Origin of the sequence: Streptomyces sp. NPDC051322 (genome assembly GCF_040689485.1) — a bacterium.
Taxonomy (GTDB): domain Bacteria; phylum Actinomycetota; class Actinomycetes; order Streptomycetales; family Streptomycetaceae; genus Streptomyces.
In genome coordinates this window covers 51692-69093 of sequence record NZ_JBFBAK010000009.1, presented here as the reverse complement: position 1 = coordinate 69093, position 17402 = coordinate 51692, and the positions used below count along the sequence as shown (strand labels likewise).

General features: G+C 71.6%; 18 protein-coding genes. 7 read left to right on the top strand and 11 right to left on the bottom strand.

The genetic code is table 11. From position 1 onward, the window contains the following. Positions 1-10: 10 nt before the first annotated feature. Positions 11-514, bottom strand: coding sequence for a cysteine dioxygenase family protein (locus tag AB0436_RS21430; RefSeq protein WP_366469503.1), 504 nt, complete (start codon positions 512-514; stop codon positions 11-13). Next, a complete protein-coding gene (locus AB0436_RS21425) occupies positions 511-1407 on the bottom strand; it encodes an amidohydrolase (RefSeq protein WP_366469502.1) in 897 nt (298 codons plus the stop codon). The genes AB0436_RS21430 and AB0436_RS21425 overlap by 4 nt, the downstream gene beginning before the upstream one ends. A 109-nt stretch (positions 1408-1516) precedes the next feature. Here AB0436_RS21425 and AB0436_RS21420 point away from each other — a divergent pair, with 109 nt between their 5' ends. Continuing rightward, positions 1517-2524 (top strand): LacI family DNA-binding transcriptional regulator, encoded by a 1008-nt coding sequence (locus tag AB0436_RS21420; RefSeq protein ID WP_366469501.1) that lies wholly within the window; start codon positions 1517-1519, stop codon positions 2522-2524. Between the two features lie 34 nt (positions 2525-2558). Here AB0436_RS21420 and AB0436_RS21415 read toward each other — a convergent pair whose 3' ends face one another. From AB0436_RS21415 to AB0436_RS21400, 4 genes are read right to left on the bottom strand one after another with little or no spacing between them, the layout of a single operon-like run. Next, positions 2559-3488, bottom strand: coding sequence for an ABC transporter substrate-binding protein (locus AB0436_RS21415; protein ID WP_366469500.1), 930 nt, complete (start codon positions 3486-3488; stop codon positions 2559-2561). Positions 3489-3516: 28 nt separating this feature from the next. Beyond that, positions 3517-4188 (bottom strand): ABC transporter permease, encoded by a 672-nt coding sequence (locus AB0436_RS21410; RefSeq protein WP_366469499.1) that lies wholly within the window; start codon positions 4186-4188, stop codon positions 3517-3519. A 3-nt stretch (positions 4189-4191) separates the two neighbouring features. Next, positions 4192-4851 (bottom strand): ABC transporter permease, encoded by a 660-nt coding sequence (locus AB0436_RS21405; protein WP_365856323.1) that lies wholly within the window; start codon positions 4849-4851, stop codon positions 4192-4194. After that, positions 4848-5969, bottom strand: a complete 1122-nt coding sequence (locus tag AB0436_RS21400; RefSeq protein ID WP_366469498.1) for an ABC transporter ATP-binding protein — start codon at positions 5967-5969, stop codon at positions 4848-4850. The genes AB0436_RS21405 and AB0436_RS21400 overlap by 4 nt, the downstream gene beginning before the upstream one ends. A 137-nt stretch (positions 5970-6106) precedes the next feature. On the opposite strand from AB0436_RS21400, the gene AB0436_RS21395 reads away from it, so the two are divergent. The 3 genes from AB0436_RS21395 to AB0436_RS21385 all read left to right on the top strand — a co-directional run bounded on the left by AB0436_RS21395 (position 6107) and on the right by AB0436_RS21385 (position 9240). After that, on the top strand, positions 6107-7603 hold the full coding sequence (locus AB0436_RS21395) for an aromatic amino acid ammonia-lyase (RefSeq protein WP_366469497.1): 1497 nt from the start codon (positions 6107-6109) through the stop codon (positions 7601-7603). A 50-nt stretch (positions 7604-7653) separates the two neighbouring features. Further along, positions 7654-8490, top strand: a complete 837-nt coding sequence (locus AB0436_RS21390) for a MurR/RpiR family transcriptional regulator (RefSeq protein ID WP_366469496.1) — start codon at positions 7654-7656, stop codon at positions 8488-8490. A 225-nt stretch (positions 8491-8715) separates the two neighbouring features. After that, entirely contained in the window at positions 8716-9240 is a 525-nt protein-coding gene (locus AB0436_RS21385; protein ID WP_366469747.1) for a hypothetical protein, read from the top strand. A gap of 21 nt (positions 9241-9261) precedes the next feature. On the opposite strand, the gene AB0436_RS21380 is transcribed toward AB0436_RS21385, so the two are convergent. The 5 genes from AB0436_RS21380 to AB0436_RS21360 all read right to left on the bottom strand — a co-directional run bounded on the left by AB0436_RS21380 (position 9262) and on the right by AB0436_RS21360 (position 12980). Then, the gene (locus AB0436_RS21380) at positions 9262-9636 is read right to left on the bottom strand and encodes a hypothetical protein (RefSeq protein ID WP_366469495.1); all 375 of its coding nucleotides are present in this window, start codon (positions 9634-9636) and stop codon (positions 9262-9264) included. A gap of 137 nt (positions 9637-9773) precedes the next feature. Next, positions 9774-10166 (bottom strand): roadblock/LC7 domain-containing protein, encoded by a 393-nt coding sequence (locus tag AB0436_RS21375; RefSeq protein ID WP_366469494.1) that lies wholly within the window; start codon positions 10164-10166, stop codon positions 9774-9776. Between the two features lie 38 nt (positions 10167-10204). Then, positions 10205-10969: a transcriptional regulator gene (locus AB0436_RS21370; RefSeq protein ID WP_366469493.1), complete on the bottom strand. Its 765-nt coding sequence runs from the start codon at positions 10967-10969 to the stop codon at positions 10205-10207. Further along, positions 10966-11373, bottom strand: a complete 408-nt coding sequence (locus AB0436_RS21365) for a hypothetical protein (protein ID WP_366469492.1) — start codon at positions 11371-11373, stop codon at positions 10966-10968. Before AB0436_RS21365 ends, AB0436_RS21370 begins: the two co-directional genes overlap by 4 nt. Before the next feature lie 185 nt (positions 11374-11558). Beyond that, the gene (locus AB0436_RS21360; RefSeq protein WP_366469491.1) at positions 11559-12980 is read right to left on the bottom strand and encodes a diaminopimelate decarboxylase; all 1422 of its coding nucleotides are present in this window, start codon (positions 12978-12980) and stop codon (positions 11559-11561) included. A 119-nt stretch (positions 12981-13099) separates the two neighbouring features. Here AB0436_RS21360 and hutU point away from each other — a divergent pair, with 119 nt between their 5' ends. The 3 genes from hutU to AB0436_RS21345 are packed head-to-tail and all read left to right on the top strand — an operon-like array spanning position 13100 to position 17348. Further along, positions 13100-14761: a urocanate hydratase gene (gene hutU / locus AB0436_RS21355; RefSeq protein ID WP_366469490.1), complete on the top strand. Its 1662-nt coding sequence runs from the start codon at positions 13100-13102 to the stop codon at positions 14759-14761. A gap of 32 nt (positions 14762-14793) precedes the next feature. Next, positions 14794-16008 carry an allantoate amidohydrolase gene (locus AB0436_RS21350; RefSeq protein WP_366469746.1) on the top strand — a complete coding sequence of 405 codons (1215 nt, stop codon included), beginning with the start codon at positions 14794-14796 and terminating at the stop codon, positions 16006-16008. Continuing rightward, a complete protein-coding gene (locus tag AB0436_RS21345) occupies positions 15999-17348 on the top strand; it encodes a formimidoylglutamate deiminase (protein WP_366469488.1) in 1350 nt (449 codons plus the stop codon). Before AB0436_RS21350 ends, AB0436_RS21345 begins: the two co-directional genes overlap by 10 nt. The last annotated feature ends 54 nt before the right edge of the window (positions 17349-17402 follow it).

Sequence of the window (17402 nt, the reverse complement as noted above, 5' to 3'; positions counted from 1 at the left end):
GTGTGTCTCGTCAGGCGGCCGGAGCATCCATGGGGCGCAGTTCATCCGCATAGGAGACAGATGTCCGGCGCATCAGTCCGTCGTCGCTGATGTCGTACTGGCCGAGCCGCCAGAGCGGCGGCGAGTACGCGTGGATCGACACCGCGTCGTCGCTCGCGCCGGTCAGCCGGTGGATGTGGTCCGGGCCGAAGCAGAACGATTCGCCGGCGCCGACGGCGGTCGCCAGGTGACGGCCGCCGATCCGCGGATTCGACTCGGTGAGCAGCCCCTGCACGACCCGGACCGCGCCGGACGAGATGTCGTGGTCGTGCCAGCCGGTGTCGTTCTGCCGGGTCCAGCAGAGCAGCCAGATGTCGACGTACTCGTCGCGGTGCAGGGATGCGTAATGGCGATCCGTGTCGGAGAAAGCGACGTCCGAGCGCCAGAGCTCCGGCCTGGTGGCGAGATCGTCCACCAGTGCCTGCAGTTCGCGCTTGTCGAGATTGCGGTCGGGCAGGGCGGCGTCATACGTCATAGGGCTGCTCCCTTCAGGAGGCGGGCGGGGTTGGCGGTGCGCAGGGCGTGGACGGCGGCGTCGGCACCCAGGTCCGGGACGGTGGGGGGTGCATAGGGGCGGTCGCTGCCGGCGACGATCGCGTCGATGCCGACCGCTCTGGCCAGGGCGTCGACGGCGCGCGTGCCGTACGACGAGGTGTCGTAGAAGACATCGCGGTCGACCGTGCCGCGACCGCCGCCGCGCGCGGCGAGCCGCTCGCCGTGCAGCGGGGCGAGGCCCGCCAGCGCGGCGAAGCAGACCCGCAGGGTGGGGTGGGCGCGGCGGCCGAAGGCGCGGAAGGCGAACCAGGCGGCGTGCAGTTGCTGGACGTACGGCACCAGGGCCGGCCACCAGGGCGGCGCCCCGGGTGCGGCGGGCGGGGCGGCGCCGGGATGCACGAAGAGCGGCTTGCCGGCGCGGGCGACGGCGTCGATCAGCGGTGCGCAACGCGTCCAGCCGGCCTCGTCGAGCAGTGCGGTGGCGGGAAGCTGCAGGCCGACGCAGCCGCGGCCCAGATCACGGGTGAGCGCCTCGGGGTCCGGGGTGCGCAGGTGGGCCGACGCCCAGACGCCGAACGGTGCGGGGAGGGCGAGTGCGCCCTCGTGGAACGCGGACAGCAGGGGGGCGGCCTCGTCGGCCGGCAGGTATTCGATGCCGAGCGGGCTGGAGAGCGAGACGAGGGCGAGCCCCAGGCCGTCGGCGCGGACGAGCGCGGTGCGGGCCGCGATGTCGTGATCGGCGGGGTCGACCGGGTACGGCGGCTCACCGTGCAGGTGCAGCGTCCAGCCGTCGAGGTACGGAGCGGTGGTGCGGGTGCGCAGCAGTCCGGTGAAGGCGGGTGGCCAGAGGTGTTGGTGGACGTCCGTGGACAACGTGCCCCTTTCTTGTGCGGGGAGCTCCCTTGTTAAGCGCTTCAGTGATGCGCTTAAGTGAATCGCTTAACCAAGCGGACTGTCAAGGGCGCCCGGTAGGCTTCGCGGCATGGCCAGGCCCAGCAAGCGCACCACCCTCCGCGAGGTGGCCGAGGCCACCGGCCTCTCCACGGCCGCCGTCTCCTACGCCCTGCGCGGCAAACAGGTCTCCAAGGAGACCGAGGAGCGGGTCCGTAAGGCGGCGGCCGAGCTCGGTTACGAGGCGGATCCCATCGCCCGGGCCCTGGCGAGCGGCCGCACCAGCATGGTCGGCGTGCTGGCGGGCGACCTCCAGGATCTGTGGCAGCAGCAGCTGATGGCGGCGATCGGGCGGGAACTGCTGGCGGGCGACCGCTATGCGCTGATCCTGGACGCCGGTGGCGACCCCGGGCGGGAACTGGCGCTGGCGAAGCAGCTCCGCGACCAGCGGGTGGACGGTCTGCTCGTCTCGCCCGTCGACCCGTCGGCCGAGGGCTGGGCGCGGATCGCCGACGCGGTGCCGGTCGTCTCGATAGGCGACTCGCTGCGGCAGGCCCGGACGGCCGGTGAGGTGCTCTTCGACAACCGCGCGGGCATCGACGCGGTGCTCACGTATCTGGCGGGGCTCGGGCATCGGTACGTGACCGTGCTGACCCCCACCGGGCCCAGTACGCCCGACCGGCCCGCCGACGTGTATGTGCGGGAGGCCGCGGACCGCCTCGGCCTGGCGGTGGAAGTCCTGCCGTGTGCACAGGAGTTGGGTGAGGCGACCGCCGTCGCCCGGGGTGTTCTGGCGGGCCGGTCCACGGCGGTGTTCTGTTTCTCGGACTCGATCGCCTACGGCGTGTACGCGGCGGCCGCGGAGGCCGGCCGGATCGTCGGCCGGGACGTCTCGCTGGTCGGCTTCGACGACCATCCGGTCTCCCGGGTGCTCACACCGGCGCTGACCACGCTGGACTGGGGGCTCGCCGAGATCGCCGCCGGGGCGGCGCGGCTGGCCGTGGCGGCGATCGAGGGGCGGCGGGTGCGGCGGAAGCGGGTGCTGTGCGCGCCGCGGCTGGTGGAACGGCACTCGGCGGGCGCGCCGCCGCCCCTCTGATCGGCCGGTTCAGCGGTCGAGCGGCCCGTCTGCCTCAGGCCACCAGCTTCTGCTTCTTCAGCCACGCCTCCGCGACCCGGTCCGGGTCCTGCTTCTCCTTGTCGACCAGGCGGTTCAGTTCCGTCAGCGCTGCCGTGGTGAGGACATTGCCCAGCCGGGCCAGCGCCTTGCGGACCTTGCCGTCGGCCTTGCGGGCGGCGATCAGCGGTACGACGTGCTGGGCGGGCACCAGGTGTTTCGGGTCGGCGAGGACCACCCAGTGGTTCGCCGCCACGTCGACGTCCGTGGTGAAGACGTTCGCGACGTCGACGTCGCCCTTCTTCAGCGCGCCCTTGACCAGCGGGCCCGACGAGTCCAGGGCCTTGAACTCCTTGAACTGCACGCCGTACTGCTCCTTGAGGCCGACCACCCCGACGACCCGCTTCTTCATCTCGGCGGCCGCGCCGAAGACCAGTTTGCCGTTTGCCTTCTTCAGGTCGGCGAGGCTCTGCAGGCCGTACTTGTCGGCGGTCTCCCGGGTGACCGCGAAGCTGTCGCGGTCCTCGGCCGCGGCGTAGGGCAGGACCTCCAGACCGGCCGGGAGCACCGCGGCCAGTGCGTTCTGCATGGCACCCGCCTCGGTCTCGGTGGCCTTCGGGTTCAGGTAGAGCAGCAGACTGCCCTGGTACTCGGGGAGCAGATCGATGTCGCCGCCCTTCAGCGCGGGGACGATGATCTCGCGGGAGCCGAGGTTGGGTTTGACGGTGGTCTTGATGCCGGCGGCCTTGAGCACACCCGCGTAGAGGTAGCCGAGGATCTGGTTCTCGGTGAAGTTGGCGGTGCCGATGACCAGGCCGCCGGCGCTGGACCCGGTGTCACCGCCGGAACCCTGCCCGTCGAGCGAGGTGATGCCGGACGAGCAGGCGGCGAGCAGCGGCGCCGAGGCACCGGCCAGGAGTGCGGTGAGAGCGGTACGGCGATTCATCTGAGGATCTCCAGGAAGGGCTGGGAAGTCATCGGGCGTTGGCGGGGCGGCCGCGGAGCAGCAGTCGCTGCACCCCGCCGAGCGCCAGGTCCGCGGCGACGGCGAGCACGGCGACGAGTACCGCGCCGCCCAGTACCTGCACCAGGTCGCGCTGGGCCAGGCCGTCGAACACGTACCGTCCCAGGCCGCCGAAGCTGACGTAGGCGGCGATGGTCGCGGTGGCCACCACCTGGACGGTCGCCAGCCGGATGCCGGTCATGATCAACGGCAGCGCGAGCGGGAGTTCCACCTGCCAGAGGACCTGATGGCCGCGCAGTCCCACTCCCTTGGCCGCGTCCTTGACCTCCGGGTCGACGGCGGCCATGCCCGCGTACGTGTTGGTGACGATCACCGGTACGGCGAGGGCGACCAGGGAGATGTACACCGGCCAGATGGAGAGCCCGCCGGCCAGGAAGACCAGGGTGACCAGGCCGACGGTCGGCAGGGCACGGCCGAAGGAGGCCAGGTTGACGGCGAGGAACGCGCCGCGTCCGGTGTGGCCGATGAGCATGCCGATCGGCAGTGCGATGGCGGCCGCGATCGCGGTGGCGAGCAGCGAGTACTGGAGGTGTTCGACGAGCCGGTTGGCGATGCCTTCCGAGCCGGACCACTGGGACGAACTGGTCAGCCAGGAAGCGAGGTTCTTGAGGAGTTCCAGCACGGGTCAGGCACCTCTCTTCGGTGAACGACCCCGGCGGGTCCACGGTGTGCACAGCCACTGGACGGTGACCAGCAGCGCGTCCGCCACCAGGGCGAGCAGCAGGGTGAGGATCACTCCGGCGACCACCGGGGTCGGGTAGTTGCGCTGGAAGCCGTCGATGAAGAGCTGGCCGAGGCCGCCGTAGCCGATGTAACTGGCCACGCTGACCAGCGAGATGGACATCACGGTGGAGACCCGGATGCCCGCCATGATCACCGGAAGGGCGAGCGGAAGCTCCACGGTGAGCAGGGTGCGCAGCGGCCGGGTGCCCATGGCGGTGGATGCCTCACGCACCTTGGCGGGCACCGCGTCCAGGCCTTCCACGGTGTTCCGCACCAGGACGACCAGGGTGTAGGCGGTCAGTCCGGTGATCGCGGTGGTCCTGGTCAGTCCGGTGATCGGGAGCAGCAGCACGAAGAAGGCGAGGGAGGGAATGGTGTAGAGGATGTTGGACAGGCCGAGGACGAAACCGCGCAGCGGCCGGATCCGGTGGGCGATGACCGCGAGGGGGAGCGAGATCAGCAGGCCGATGAGGACGGCGGGCACCGCGGTGGAGAGGTGGTCGGCGGTGAGGTGCGCCATTTGTCCGGTGTGGTCGGGGAACCAGCCCCAGTCGATGGTCATACCGTGGTGCCCGTGGGCGCCGCGGCGCCGGCCGTGAGGTGTGCCTCGCCCGCGTGGTGATGGATGTCGGCGCGTGCGGTGACACCGGTGAGCACGCCGTCGGCGTCGACCCGGGCGACCAGGCCGCTCGGTGACGACACCGTCTCGTTGAGCGCGGAGAGCAGTGAGTCGGTGTCGCGCAGCGCCCGTACCGGTAGCAGCGGGGCGTCGCCCGCGGTGCCCGAAGCGGGGGCCGTCTCGGTGTCGAGCCAGCCGAGCGGTCTGCCTTCGGCGCTGGTGACGAGCTGCCAGCGGTCCGCCCGCTTCGCGCGTGACATCTGCTGGTCGGCCTTCATGCTGACGGCCGCGGACTGCGGTACGGCGGCAAGGGTGGTCAGCGACAGCAGCTTCAGGCCGCGTTCGGCGCCCAGGAAATCCGCCACGAAGGCGTTGGCGGGCCGGGCGAGCAGCTCGGCCGGTTCGGCGCACTGGACGAGGTGGCCGCCGGTGCGGAAGACCGCTATTCGGTCGCCGAGCCGTACCGCCTCGTCGATGTCGTGGGTGACGAAGACGATGGTCTTGCTGAGTTCCTGCTGCAGCCGCAGCAGCTCGTCCTGGAGCTGGGTGCGGACCACCGGGTCGACCGCGCCGAACGGCTCGTCCATCAGCAGCACCGGCGGATCGGCGGCCAGTGCGCGGGCGACGCCGACACGCTGCTGCTGGCCGCCGGAGAGCTGGTGCGGGTAGCGCTTGCCGGTGTCAGCGGTCAGACCGACCGTTTCCAGCAGTTCGGCGGCGCGGGCGCGCGCCTTCTTCCTGCCCCAGCCCAGCAACAGCGGGACGGTGGCGACGTTGTCCAGAATGGTCCGGTGCGGGAAGAGCCCGGACTGCTGGATGACGTAACCGATGCCGCGCCGCAGCTCGGCGGCGTCCGCCTGCAGAATGTCCTTGCCCGCGAGACGGATGGTGCCGGAGGTCTGGTCGACCATCCGGTTGATCATCCGCAGCGTGGTCGTCTTGCCACAGCCCGAGGAACCGACGAGGACCGTGATCTGTCCCTCCGGCATGTCCAGGGTGAGGTCGTGGACTGCTGTGGTGCCGTTCGGGAAGCGTTTGTGCACGGCTTCGAATTCGATCATCGGTCATCCCTTGCCCGGCTGCATATGGTCATGCAGAGTTCTCGTTGTCTGAATAACTTGTCAATGGGCTGCGGTAAAACACTGGTTACGGTGGTCCGGCGGGCAAGACCGTATGTCGCAAAAGGAGGCATTCGCGCATGATGCCATCCCACATGGTGGACACTCCGACCAGCATCGTGGTCCTCGACGGTGAGTCCCTTCCGGTCGCCGATGTGGTGCGCCTCGCCCGCGGCACGGCCAGGCCCGTACCCGGAACCGAGGCATTGAAGCGCGTCGAACTGTCGTGGGACGCGGCTCGTGAGCTCGCCGCATCGGGTCGGGTGTACGGCCGCTCCACGGGTGTGGGTGCCAACCGTAACGAATCGGTTCCCTCGGGCGCAGCGGCCGACCACGGACTGAGGCTGCTGCGCTCGCACGCCGGAGCCATCGGCGACCCGCTGCCCGCGCACGAAATCAGGGCGATGCTCGCGATCCGGGCCAACCAGCTGCTGGCAGGCGGGGCCGGGCTGCGGCCGACCGTGGTCACCGCACTCTGCGAGGCGCTGGAGTCCGGCGCCCACCCGGTGGTCCATGAATTCGGCTCGGTGGGCACCGGTGACATCGCCGCCCTCGCCCAGATGGGTCTCGCCCTGGCCGGCGAGCACCCGTGGCGGGGCGGCACCCCGCCCGAGGCCCAGCCGCTCGACAACAACGACGCACTCGCGCTGATCAGCAGCAACGCCCTCACCCTCGGCCAGTCCGCGCTCGCCCTCGACGAACTGCGCCGCCTGGTCGCCGCTACCCAGGTGGTGGCCGCGCTGTCGCTGCTGGCCGTGGACGGCTCCTTCGAGGCGTACGCCGAGCCGGTGCACGCGGCGCGCCCGCACCCCGGTTCGTACGCGGTCGCCGCCCGCAGCCGGTATCTGCTCGGCGCACCCGAGCGGCCCACCCCGCCGCTGGGCCGCATCCAGGACCCGTACGGCTTCCGCTGCGTCCCGCAGATCCACGGCCCCGCACAGGACGCGGCCGACCTGCTGGAGCGGACCCTCGCCATCGAGATCAACGCGGCGGCCGAGAACCCACTGATCTGCCCCACCACCGCGCTCAACGACAGCCCGGCCGCCTACCACCACGGTGGCTTCTACCTGGCTCAACTAGCGCTCGCCCTCGACCACTTCAGGCTGGCCGTCACCCAGGCGGCGCGGCTCTCCACCTCCCGGCTCGCCGCACTGAACGAGCCGGCTCTCACCCGGCTGAGACCGTTTCTGGCGGACGGTGAGGCGGCCTCTTCGGGTGTGATGATCCTGGAGTACGCGGCCGGTGCGGCGCTCGGTGACCTGCGGGCGTTCTCCGCGCCCGCGTCGCTCGGGCATGCTGTCCTCTCCCGCGGTGTCGAGGAGCAGGCCAGCTTCGCCTCGCTGGCCGCCCGGCAGTCGCTGCGGGCAGGGAGGGCGTTCCGGTATGTCGTCGGCTGCGAACTGGTCGCCGCGGTACGGGCATTGCGCCAGCGTGAGCTGCGGATCGACCCCGGCCTGCCGGTCGGCCGCGCCTTCGACCTGGCGGACGCGGTGCTCGACCCGGACCTCGCGGACCGGCCGCTGACCGATGACGTCGAGACGGCGACCAGGCTGCTCGACCGGTTCAACGAGCTCTGACTCACGGAATGAACGAACGCGAAGTGGATGTGCATCTTGAGGGGAACGGTATGAGCGACAGCGCGGCCGCACGGCTGCAGCAGCTCTTCGAAGGGCACCGGCTGACACCGACGCAGCGGCGGATCGCGCACTGCATGGTGCGCCGGGCGGCCGACGCGCCGTTCCTCTCCTCGGTGGAGCTGGCCGAACTGGCCGGGGTCAGCCAGCCGTCCGTCACCCGCTTCGCCGTGGCGCTCGGCTTCGACGGTTACCCGGCGCTGCGCAGGCATCTGCGGGAGGTCGCACCGGCCGGACGCGCGACCGGCGGCGACAGCCTCAACGAATACCAGCAGGCGGTCCAGGCCGAGATGGAGAACCTGCGGCAACTGGCCGAGATGCTGGCCGATCCGGTGCTGGTGGAGCGGGCGGGGCGGCTGCTCGCCGACTCGCCGGTCCTGCCCGTACTGGGGCTGCGCGCCGCCTCCTCGCAGGCCCGGGGGTTCGCGTACTTCGCGGCCAAGGTGCACCGGGACGTCCGGCTGCTCGACGAGGGCGGCACGATGCTGGCCGACCGTATCGACGCCTCGGTACGCGCCGGCGCCACGGTGCTGCTCTGCTTCGCGCTGCCGCGCCATCCGCGCGAGGTGGTCGAGGCGCTGGCGTACGCCAAGGCCTCCGGCCTCACCGTGATCACCGTCGCCGACTCGGCCTTCGCGCCGGTCGCCCGGGACAGCGACATCCTGATCCCGGCGGCCGTCGGCACCGGGCTCGCCTTCGACACGGCGTGCGGGCCGATGCTGCTCGGGCGGGTGCTGCTGGAGGCGATGTGCGACGACCTGCCCGAGGCGCAGGCCCGGCTGGAGGAATTCGACGCGCGGGCGTCGGTCCGGGGCCTCTTCGTGGAGTGACCAGTGGCGCCCGCGCTTCGCAGCCGGCACCTTCTCAGCCGTGCCTTCTCAGCCGTGCCTTCTCAGCCGGTACTCAGAATGCCTCGGTAACCTCCCGCTCGTTTCGGACCGGACCGCGGAGGGAGTACGGAAGTGGGGCGCGCAGCGGCGCAGGGACAGCGGCAGGGACAAGGTGAGAAGTCGGGGCACAAGCAGGGCCAGGCGCGGGCCGTGGCGCGGGTCGCGGTGCTGGTACGGGCCGGTGCGGCCCCCCTGTGGTGGCTGGGGCTGCTCGCCGCGGCTCTCGGAGTGCTGCTGCCCGGGCTCACCGGGCGCAGGATTGGGCTGCAGGCCGGTGCGGCGCTCTTTCTGATCACCGCGGCGGTTGTGGCGCTGGTCCGCAGGCGCCGGTTCGAGCACCTGTCGAAGACGCCGGTCCGGGCCGGCCGTTCGGACTTCCTCCAGGACCGGGCGGTGACCCTGCGGAACTGGCGCCGCTCGCACCGGTGGTGGCTGCTCGCCGCGTTCGCCGTGGCCCTGGCCTCCTCCCTCGCCCTCCCCGCCGCCGGCGGCCTCACCCTCGCCGGGGCCGGCGCCGGGCTCTGGCTGAAGGCGGTCCGCCTCGGGCGCCGGGAACGCACGGACGACCTGCTGTTCTGGGTCCGCACGGACTGGATCGCGCGGGGGCCCGCCGGCCGGCCGGTCAAGGGCTACCGCTCGACGGGCGTACTCGCGGGCGACGCCGCGCCGGGCGGGGCGCGGCGTCGCTGATCTCCACGGGACCGGCCGGTCTCACATCTCCAGCTCGGCCTCGATCCTCTTCAACTGGTGCCGGGCCATGGCCAGGTTGGCGCGGCCCCTGTCGAGCGCAAGATAGAGGAACAGGCCGTTCTTGCCCCGGCCCCTGAGCAGCCGGATCAGGTGGTACTGCTCGCCGAGGGTGATCAGGATGTCCTCGATCTCGTCCTTCATTCCGAGGAGTTCCATGGTCCGCACCTTGGCGCGCACCACATCGGTGTTCCCCGCGGCGGCCACCGACAGATCGAGGTCCTTGCCGCCGCCGAGGATGCCGAGGGCCATCCCGCTGGTGTAGTCGACGAGGGCGGCTCCGAGTGCCCCGTCGATCGAGGTCATCGCTTCCTTGAGTGTGGTTTCGGTGTTCGCCATGAGGCTCGCACTGCCTTTCTTCCTGGTATTTCTGGGTTGGGTGGACCCGGTTCGGGCGGTCCTGGGTTGAGTGGTTCTGGTCTGGGGCGTCCTGGCCTGTGCGGGTTCGGACCGGGTGGGTCGGGACGGGATGTCGGTCATGGGCTCTCCGGCCGTTCGAGGGCGCCGTCGACCAGTTCGCCGATCCGGGCGCCGGCCCGGCGGGCTTCCAGGTGCAGACGGCCTACGTTGATGCGCGGCTGAGCGAGCAGCGTGAGCACCGCGGACGGGCCGGCGGCATAGGTGGCGACGTAGCCGCGTTCGCCCCGGAGGAGCAGTTCGCGGAAGTCGCCCTGGCCCGTGATGTCCGTCAGCCGCTGGGCCACGCCAAGGGCCGCCGCGGTGAGCGCCGCGATGGACTCGGCCTCCGACGAGGCGGTGTCCTGGGCCAGCACCAGCCCGTCGGCGCTGGCCGCGAGCGCCCCGACGACCAGCGGGACCCGGGCTCGCAGCCGGTGCAACTCGTCGAGGACTTCGGCCTCTGCGGACATCAGCTGTCTCCTCTCAGCGCGCTGCCGCAGGGCGCGGATCACAGCGTGGCCTCCAATGCGTCTCGCAGCCGGCGGAGCAGGGCGACATCCGGGTCCGGCGTCATCCCGGCGACCCACGCGGGGACCGGGTGCGCCTGCGGTACGGGTGCGCGCGGGGTCTCGACCGCGCCGGCGGCTGCCAGCCTGCGGATGTCGATCAGAATGTGGAACGCCGGACGGCCCAGTGCGCGGGCGATGTCCTGCGGGGTCATCGCGCCGTCCGCCAGGGCGAGTACGGCCCGCTGGCGTGCGGTGACCGGGGTGTCCGGGCGGCGGCGGGTCCGTACCACCGGGGCGTTGTCGACGTCCGGATACGGCCAGAGCCGGTCGAGCAGGTCCCTCCGGCGGGCGGCTTCGCGTTCCACCGCCTCGGCGGACACCGGGTGCACCGGACCGATCCAGTGCGCGACCCCGTAACGGAAGCGGGTGGGCCCGCTGCTGGGGGCCAGGGCGAAGAACGCCGCGTCGTGCAGGGCGCCCAGATGGCATATCTCCAGTTCCCCGCCGGCCACCTGGCCGCTCTCCACGAGGAATCTGCCGACAAAACCGTGGGCGCCCGCCCGGTCGACGGCCTGCTGCCAGCCCTCGGGCCGCAACCGCCCGGTGGCGGTGAGCAGAATGTCGATGCCCGGTGCGGCGGGGCTCTCGGCGTGCACCACCTGGCCGTCCACCAGATAGAGCGTGCCGCGGTCACGGAGCAGGGCACCGGTCGCGCGCTCGCCGGCGAGCCGGACCAGCATGGGGGACACGGTTGCGGGGCTCATGCCAGGACCAGTCGCTCGGCGAGATCGCCGAGCCGTAACCGGGCGAGGGCGAGGTTGCCCTGGTCGCGGTCGAGCCAGAGGTGCAGAAAGACGCTGCTGTCGAAGGTCGTCTCGACGAAGCGCAGGATGTGGTACCCGGTGCGGGTGGTGATGATGACGTCCTCGACCGGAAGATCCCTGGCCGCGGCTTCGTCGCCGGGGGCGGGTTCCTCCGGAGCGAAGGCGGGTTGTTCGGCGGCCATCCGCGCCAGCTCGGCGGTCTCGGCTGCCGTTGCCTCATGGTCGTCGGTCGGCGAGTCGCCGATGGTGCCGAGGGCGAGCCCGCTGGTCCAGTCGACCACGGCGGCGCCCATGGCACCGGGCAGCCGCATGGCTTGCAGCAGACACTCGTCGATTCCGGGCACGCGTGACTCTCCCCCCAGCGTGGTATGCGGCAGCGTGGTGTGCGGCAGTAACCGTGAAGTTACGCAACGTTCGCTCTGCTGGTGGGAGTTCTGGCATTTTCCGGCGGAACATGCGGCGCGAGGCTAAAGTCCGGGTTCCGCCGCTCGGATGCGGGCGTCGGCCGGGCAGTCATGCCCTGCGGACGTCACTCCGGAAGCAGCGCGTCCCGGTGCGCTCCACCCGCCTCCGCCACGATCTCCGCCACAGTCTGCGCATCCCGCACCACCACGAACCGCACCCCGTCCTCCCGGGCAGCGAACCCGTAGACCGCCGGCCGGCCAAGGCTGTTGTACGCATAGTGGTGGGCGAAGTAATACGCCCCCGTATCGAGTACCGCCGCATAGTCCCCGGGCGCCAGCATCGGCAACTCCCGGTTCTCAGCCAGCAGATCACCGGCGAAACACGCGGGCCCCGCCACGTCCTGCGCCACCGGGGGACCGGACTTGGGACGGCCCTTGGCGTCATGGGCGGCGATCCGCAGCGGCCAGGAGATGGGCGCGTACACCGTGCGGGTCGCGACCTGGACGCCCGCGTGGGTCACTGCGATCGGCCGACCGCCGGCCGACTTGGTGTATTCGACGCGGGCCAGGATCGTGCCGTGCTTGGCGAGCAGCGAGCGGCCGAACTCGGTGATCAGGCCGTAGCGGCCGTCGAACAGTCCGGGGGCGGTCTCCTTGAGAAGGCGGGCGTATTCGGCGTAGCCGGGGGTCTCCTCGTCGGAGGAGAAGTTGACGGGGAGACCACCGCCGATGTCGATGGTGTCGATCTGCTGCCGGCCGGCTGCCGCGTTGATCTCATCGGCGAGCTCGTGGACGGTCCGGACGCCTTCGGCCATCAGGGCGAGCGGTACGCCCTGCGAGCCGGAATGGGTGTGCAGGCGGTTCAGCCAGGGCCGGTCCAGGTAGGCGCGGACGACCCACTCGCGGGCCCCTTCGTCGCGCAGTGCGATCCCGAACTTCGATGTCGCGGTGGCGGTCGACAGTGCCCCGATGGACCCCGCGCCGATCTGCGGGTTCACCCGCAGGCCGAGCGGGGTGCCGGTCGGCGCGGCGGCGACCAGTGCGTCGATGCGGGCCAGCTCCTGCGGATTGTCCGCGTTGACCGCGATCCCCAGCGCCAGGGCTTCGCGCAGCTCGGCCGGGGTCTTGGCGGGCGAGTCGAGCACGGTGTGCTCCGGCTGTACGCCCGCGGCGCGGGCCAGCCCCAGCTCGCCGGGGCTGGCGACCTCCGCTCCGATGCCCTCGTCCCTGAGCAGCCGCAGCACCGGCACCAGGGGTGCGGCCTTCACGGCGAAGGCGTGCAGCACGGGGGTGCCGGCCGGGGTGACCGCGGCGAACGCGGCATGCAGGGCGGCCGCGCTGCTGCGGATGCCGGCGATGTCGAGGAGCCCGACGATGGGGGCCTCCGGGCCGGTGATGCCGGTCTCCACCGCGGCCAGGACCGCCTGCTCGCGCCGCAGGGCGGCGGCTCTTCCGTGCGGTGTGTGGTGCGCCGGGCTGGGGGCCGGTCCGTGCGCCGCGCCGGGGGGTTCGGCGGTAGCCGCCTCGGGAGCCGATTCAGAAGCCATGGGATCCAGCCAATCATCCGTCCGGGTGCAGTGGGGTACCGAGCCGTATTGACTAGCTCTATTCAGCCCGTCAATATGTGAATAGTTAATGCAATAGTCGTGGATCGAGGAGGCACGCCATGTCAGGACCCCGGCCGGTACGGGCACCGCGCGGTACGGAGCTGAGCGCCCTGGGATGGCAGCAGGAAGCCGCTCTGCGGATGCTGCAGAACAACCTCGATCCCGAGGTCGCCGAACACCCCGACAAGCTCGTCGTCTACGGCGGCACCGGCAAGGCCGCCCGTGACTGGCGCTCCTTCGACGCGATGGTGCGCACACTGCGGACGCTGAAGCAGGACGAGACGATGCTCGTCCAGTCCGGCCGCCCGGTCGGTGTGATGCAGACCCACGAGTGGGCTCCGCGGGTGCTGATCGCCAACTCCAACCTGGTCGGCGACTGGGCGAACTGGGAGGAGTTCCGCCGCCTTGAGTCGCTCGGCCTGACCATGTACGGCCAGATGACCGCGGGTTCCTGGATCTACATCGGCACTCAGGGCATCCTGCAGGGCACCTACGAGACCTTCGCCGCGGTCGCCGCCAAGCGGTTCAACGGCACCCTCGCCGGGACGATCACCCTCACCGCCGGTCTCGGCGGCATGGGCGGCGCCCAGCCGCTGGCCGTGACGATGAACGACGGCGTCGCCATCTGCATCGACGTCGACCCGCGCGCCATCGAGCGCCGGATCGAACACCGCTACCTCGATGTGAAGGCCGACAGCGCGGAGCACGCGCTGCGGCTCGCCGTCGAGGCGCGCGACGCCCGCAAGCCGCTCTCCATCGGGCTGCTCGGCAACGCGGCCGAGCTGCTGCCTCGGCTGCTCGCCGAGGGCGCTCCGATCGACATCGTGACGGACCAGACATCCGCCCACGACCCGCTCGCCTACCTCCCCGTCGGCGTCGACTTCGACGACATGGCGGCGTACGCCGCGGAGAAGCCCGCCGACTTCACGCTGCGCGCCCGCGAGTCGATGGCCCGGCACGTGGAGGCGATGGTCGGTTTCATGGACGCCGGCGCCGAGGTCTTCGACTACGGCAACTCCATCCGTGGTGAGGCCCAACTTGCCGGTTACACCCGGGCGTTCGACTTCCCCGGCTTCGTTCCGGCGTATATCCGCCCGCTGTTCTGCGAGGGCAAGGGCCCGTTCCGCTGGGCGGCGCTGTCCGGCGAGGCCGCGGACATCCACAAGACGGACAAGGCGCTGCTCGAGCTCTTCCCGGAGAACGAATCGCTGCACCGCTGGATCAAGATGGCAGGCGAGCGGGTCCACTTCCAGGGGCTGCCGGCCCGGATCTGCTGGCTCGGCCAGGGGGAACGCGACAAGGCGGGGGCCCTGTTCAACGACATGGTGGCGGACGGCACCCTGGCCGCCCCGCTGGTCATCGGACGCGACCACCTCGACTGCGGCTCGGTGGCCTCCCCGTACCGCGAAACGGAGGCCATGCTCGACGGCTCCGACGCGATCGCCGACTGGCCGCTGCTCAACGCCATGGTCAACGTCGCGTCCGGCGCCTCCTGGGTCTCCATCCACCACGGCGGCGGGGTCGGCATGGGCCGCTCCATCCACGCCGGCCAGGTGTCGGTGGCGGACGGTACGGCGCTCGCGGGCGAGAAGATCCGCCGGGTGCTCACCAACGACCCCGGCATGGGCGTCATCCGCCACGTCGACGCCGGATACGACATCGCCGAGCGGGTGGCCGACGAGCGCGGCGTCCGCATCCCGATGCGTGAGGACTCCCAGTGACGGCGAGCAGCGCGGCGCCGTCCTTCCAGGACATGTGGCGCGACCTCGCCCCCCTCGGCCGCGACGCGGACAGCGGCGGATACCGCAGGTACGCCTGGACCGCGGCGGACGCCGACTGCCGCGCCTGGTTCAGGGGCCAGGCGGAGCTCCGCGGCTTGACGTACGAGCTCGACCGCAACGGCAACCAGTGGGCCTGGCTCGGGGACCCGAAGGGCGCCGATGCCGTCGTCACCGCCTCGCATCTCGACTCCGTCCCGGACGGCGGCGCCTTCGACGGTCCGCTCGGCGTGGTGTCGTCCTTCGCGGCGCTCGACGAACTCCGCGGCCGGGGCGTGACCTTCACCAAGCCGCTGGCCATCGGGAACTTCGGCGACGAGGAAGGCGCCCGCTTCGGCCTCGCCTGTGTGGGCTCCCGGCTGACGGCCGGCCGGCTCACCGTCGAGAACGCGCACGCGCTGCGCGACGGCAACGGCGTGTCGCTGCCCCACGCGATGGAGCAGGCCGGATACGACCCCGAGTCGATCGGCCCCGACCCGGAGCGGCTGGCCCGGATCGGCGCGTTCGTCGAACTGCATGTGGAGCAGGGCCGCGCCCTGGACCTCAGCGGCGACCCGGTCGGCATCGCGTCCGCGATCTGGCCGCACGGCCGCTGGCGGTACGACTTCCACGGCGAGGCCAACCACGCGGGCACCACCCGCCTGGTGGACCGCCGCGACCCGATGCTGACGTACGCCGAGACCGTCCTCGCCGCCCGCCGGGAAGCGGAACTCGCCGGCGCCGTCGCCACCTTCGGCAAGATCTCCGTGGAGCCGAACGGCGTCAACGCCATCCCCTCGCTGGTCCGAGGCTGGCTCGACTCGCGCGCCGCCGACCAGTCCACCCTGGACACGGTCATCGCCGGCATCGAACAGGCCGCCCGGGAGCGTGGCGAGCGCGACGGGGTGGACGTCCGGGTCACCCGGGAGTCCTTCACTCCGGTGGTCGAGTTCGAGCACGCGCTGCGCGACGAACTCGCCGAGATCCTCGGCGCAGGCGACAGCGGCCGGGACGGCCGCGGCATACCCGTCCTCGGAACGGGGGCGGGACACGACGCCGGAATCCTCTCCGCTTCGGTCCCTACCGCCATGCTGTTCGTACGCAACCCCACGGGTGTTTCGCACTCCCCGGCGGAGCACGCCCGGGAGGACGACTGCCTCGCCGGGGTGACCGCACTCGCCGATGTACTGGAGGGCCTGGCGTGCAGGTGACGTACTGGCTGGAACATGCCTGGCTGGACACCCATGTCGAGCCGGGTGTCGTCCTGGAGACCGACGGCGGCCGGATCACCGCCGTCCGCAAGGAGGTCCCCACACCTCCGCCAGGTGCGACGGCGCTGCGCGGCCTGACGCTGCCCGGCCTCGCGAACGCGCACAGCCATGCCTTTCACCGCGCCCTGCGCTCCACCGTCCAGGTCGGCTCCGGCACCTTCTGGACCTGGCGCGACGTGATGTACGGGGTGTCCGCCCGGCTCACCCCGGACAGCTATCACGCGCTCGCCCGCGCCGTGTACGCCGAGATGGCGCTGGCCGGTATCACCGCCGTGGGTGAGTTCCACTATCTGCACCACGGGCCGGGCGGCACGCCTTACGACGAGCCGAACGCGATGGGTGAGGCGCTGATCGCGGCCGCTGCCGACGCGGGCATCCGCATCACCCTTCTCGACACCGCTTACCTCGCCTCCGGACTGGTGGACAGGCGCCGGGGCGCCGCCCCCACCCAGCACCAGCAGCGCTTCTCCGACGGCACCGCGCAGGCCTGGGCCGAGCGGGTGTCGCTGCTGAAGGACCGCGAGTACGCCCGGATCGGCGCGGCCGTCCACTCGGTGCGCGCGGTGCCCGCGAGCCAGCTCTCCACGGTGGCCGAGTGGGCCGGTGCGCGCAGTGCGCCGCTCCATGTGCACCTCTCCGAACAGACCGCGGAGAACGAGGCATGCCAGACCGCCCACGGCTGCACGCCCACGCGGTTGCTCGCCGACCACGGTGTGCTCGGCCCGCGGACGACAGGGGTCCACAACACGCATCTCACCGCGGGCGATATCAGCCTCATCGGCTCGACGCAGACCGGCACCTGTATGTGCCCGACGACCGAACGGGACCTCGCCGACGGCATCGGCCCCGCGGTCCGGCTCCAGCAGGCGGGCAGCCCGCTGGCCCTCGGCAGTGACAGCCACGCCGTGATCGACATGTTCGAGGAGGCGCGCGCGATGGAGCTCAACGAGCGCCTGCGCACCCGTACCCGCGGTCACTGGACGGCGGCCGCCCTGCTGCGCGCCGCCACCGCCGGCGGCCATGCGGCCATCGGCTGGCCGGAGGCAGGGACCATCGAGCCAGGCGCTCTCGCCGACCTCACGACGATCGCGCTGGACACGGTCAGAACAGCGGGGCCGCTGCCGCGGCTCGGAGCGGAGACCGCGGTATTCGCCGCCTCCGCGGCGGACGTTCGCCACACGGTCGTGGGCGGACGCCAGGTCGTGCGCGACGGAGTGCACGTCCTGGTCCCGGACGTGCCGCAGGCTCTGGCCCGGTCCATCGACGCACTGCACGCCTGAGCCCGGACCGCCCGAGCCGGGACCACCCGCGCCCCGCCCCGTACGCGTAGGAGC

Excerpts from the sequence above, each read along its gene's own strand:
- AB0436_RS21360 (WP_366469491.1), bottom strand. The coding sequence starts at position 12,980 with ATGGCTTCTGAATCGGCTCCCGAGGCGGCTACCGCCGAACCCCCCGGC.
- AB0436_RS21380 (WP_366469495.1), bottom strand. The coding sequence starts at position 9,636 with ATGGCGAACACCGAAACCACACTCAAGGAAGCGATGACCTCGATCGAC.
- AB0436_RS21430 (WP_366469503.1), bottom strand. The coding sequence starts at position 514 with ATGACGTATGACGCCGCCCTGCCCGACCGCAATCTCGACAAGCGCGAA.
- AB0436_RS21350 (WP_366469746.1), top strand. The coding sequence starts at position 14,794 with ATGTGGCGCGACCTCGCCCCCCTCGGCCGCGACGCGGACAGCGGCGGA.
- hutU (WP_366469490.1), top strand. The coding sequence starts at position 13,100 with ATGTCAGGACCCCGGCCGGTACGGGCACCGCGCGGTACGGAGCTGAGC.
- AB0436_RS21415 (WP_366469500.1), bottom strand. The coding sequence starts at position 3,488 with ATGAATCGCCGTACCGCTCTCACCGCACTCCTGGCCGGTGCCTCGGCG.
- AB0436_RS21405 (WP_365856323.1), bottom strand. The coding sequence starts at position 4,851 with ATGACCATCGACTGGGGCTGGTTCCCCGACCACACCGGACAAATGGCG.
- AB0436_RS21370 (WP_366469493.1), bottom strand. The coding sequence starts at position 10,969 with ATGAGCCCCGCAACCGTGTCCCCCATGCTGGTCCGGCTCGCCGGCGAG.
- AB0436_RS21395 (WP_366469497.1), top strand. The coding sequence starts at position 6,107 with ATGATGCCATCCCACATGGTGGACACTCCGACCAGCATCGTGGTCCTC.
- AB0436_RS21390 (WP_366469496.1), top strand. The coding sequence starts at position 7,654 with ATGAGCGACAGCGCGGCCGCACGGCTGCAGCAGCTCTTCGAAGGGCAC.
- AB0436_RS21400 (WP_366469498.1), bottom strand. The coding sequence starts at position 5,969 with ATGATCGAATTCGAAGCCGTGCACAAACGCTTCCCGAACGGCACCACA.
- AB0436_RS21420 (WP_366469501.1), top strand. The coding sequence starts at position 1,517 with ATGGCCAGGCCCAGCAAGCGCACCACCCTCCGCGAGGTGGCCGAGGCC.
- AB0436_RS21375 (WP_366469494.1), bottom strand. The coding sequence starts at position 10,166 with ATGTCCGCAGAGGCCGAAGTCCTCGACGAGTTGCACCGGCTGCGAGCC.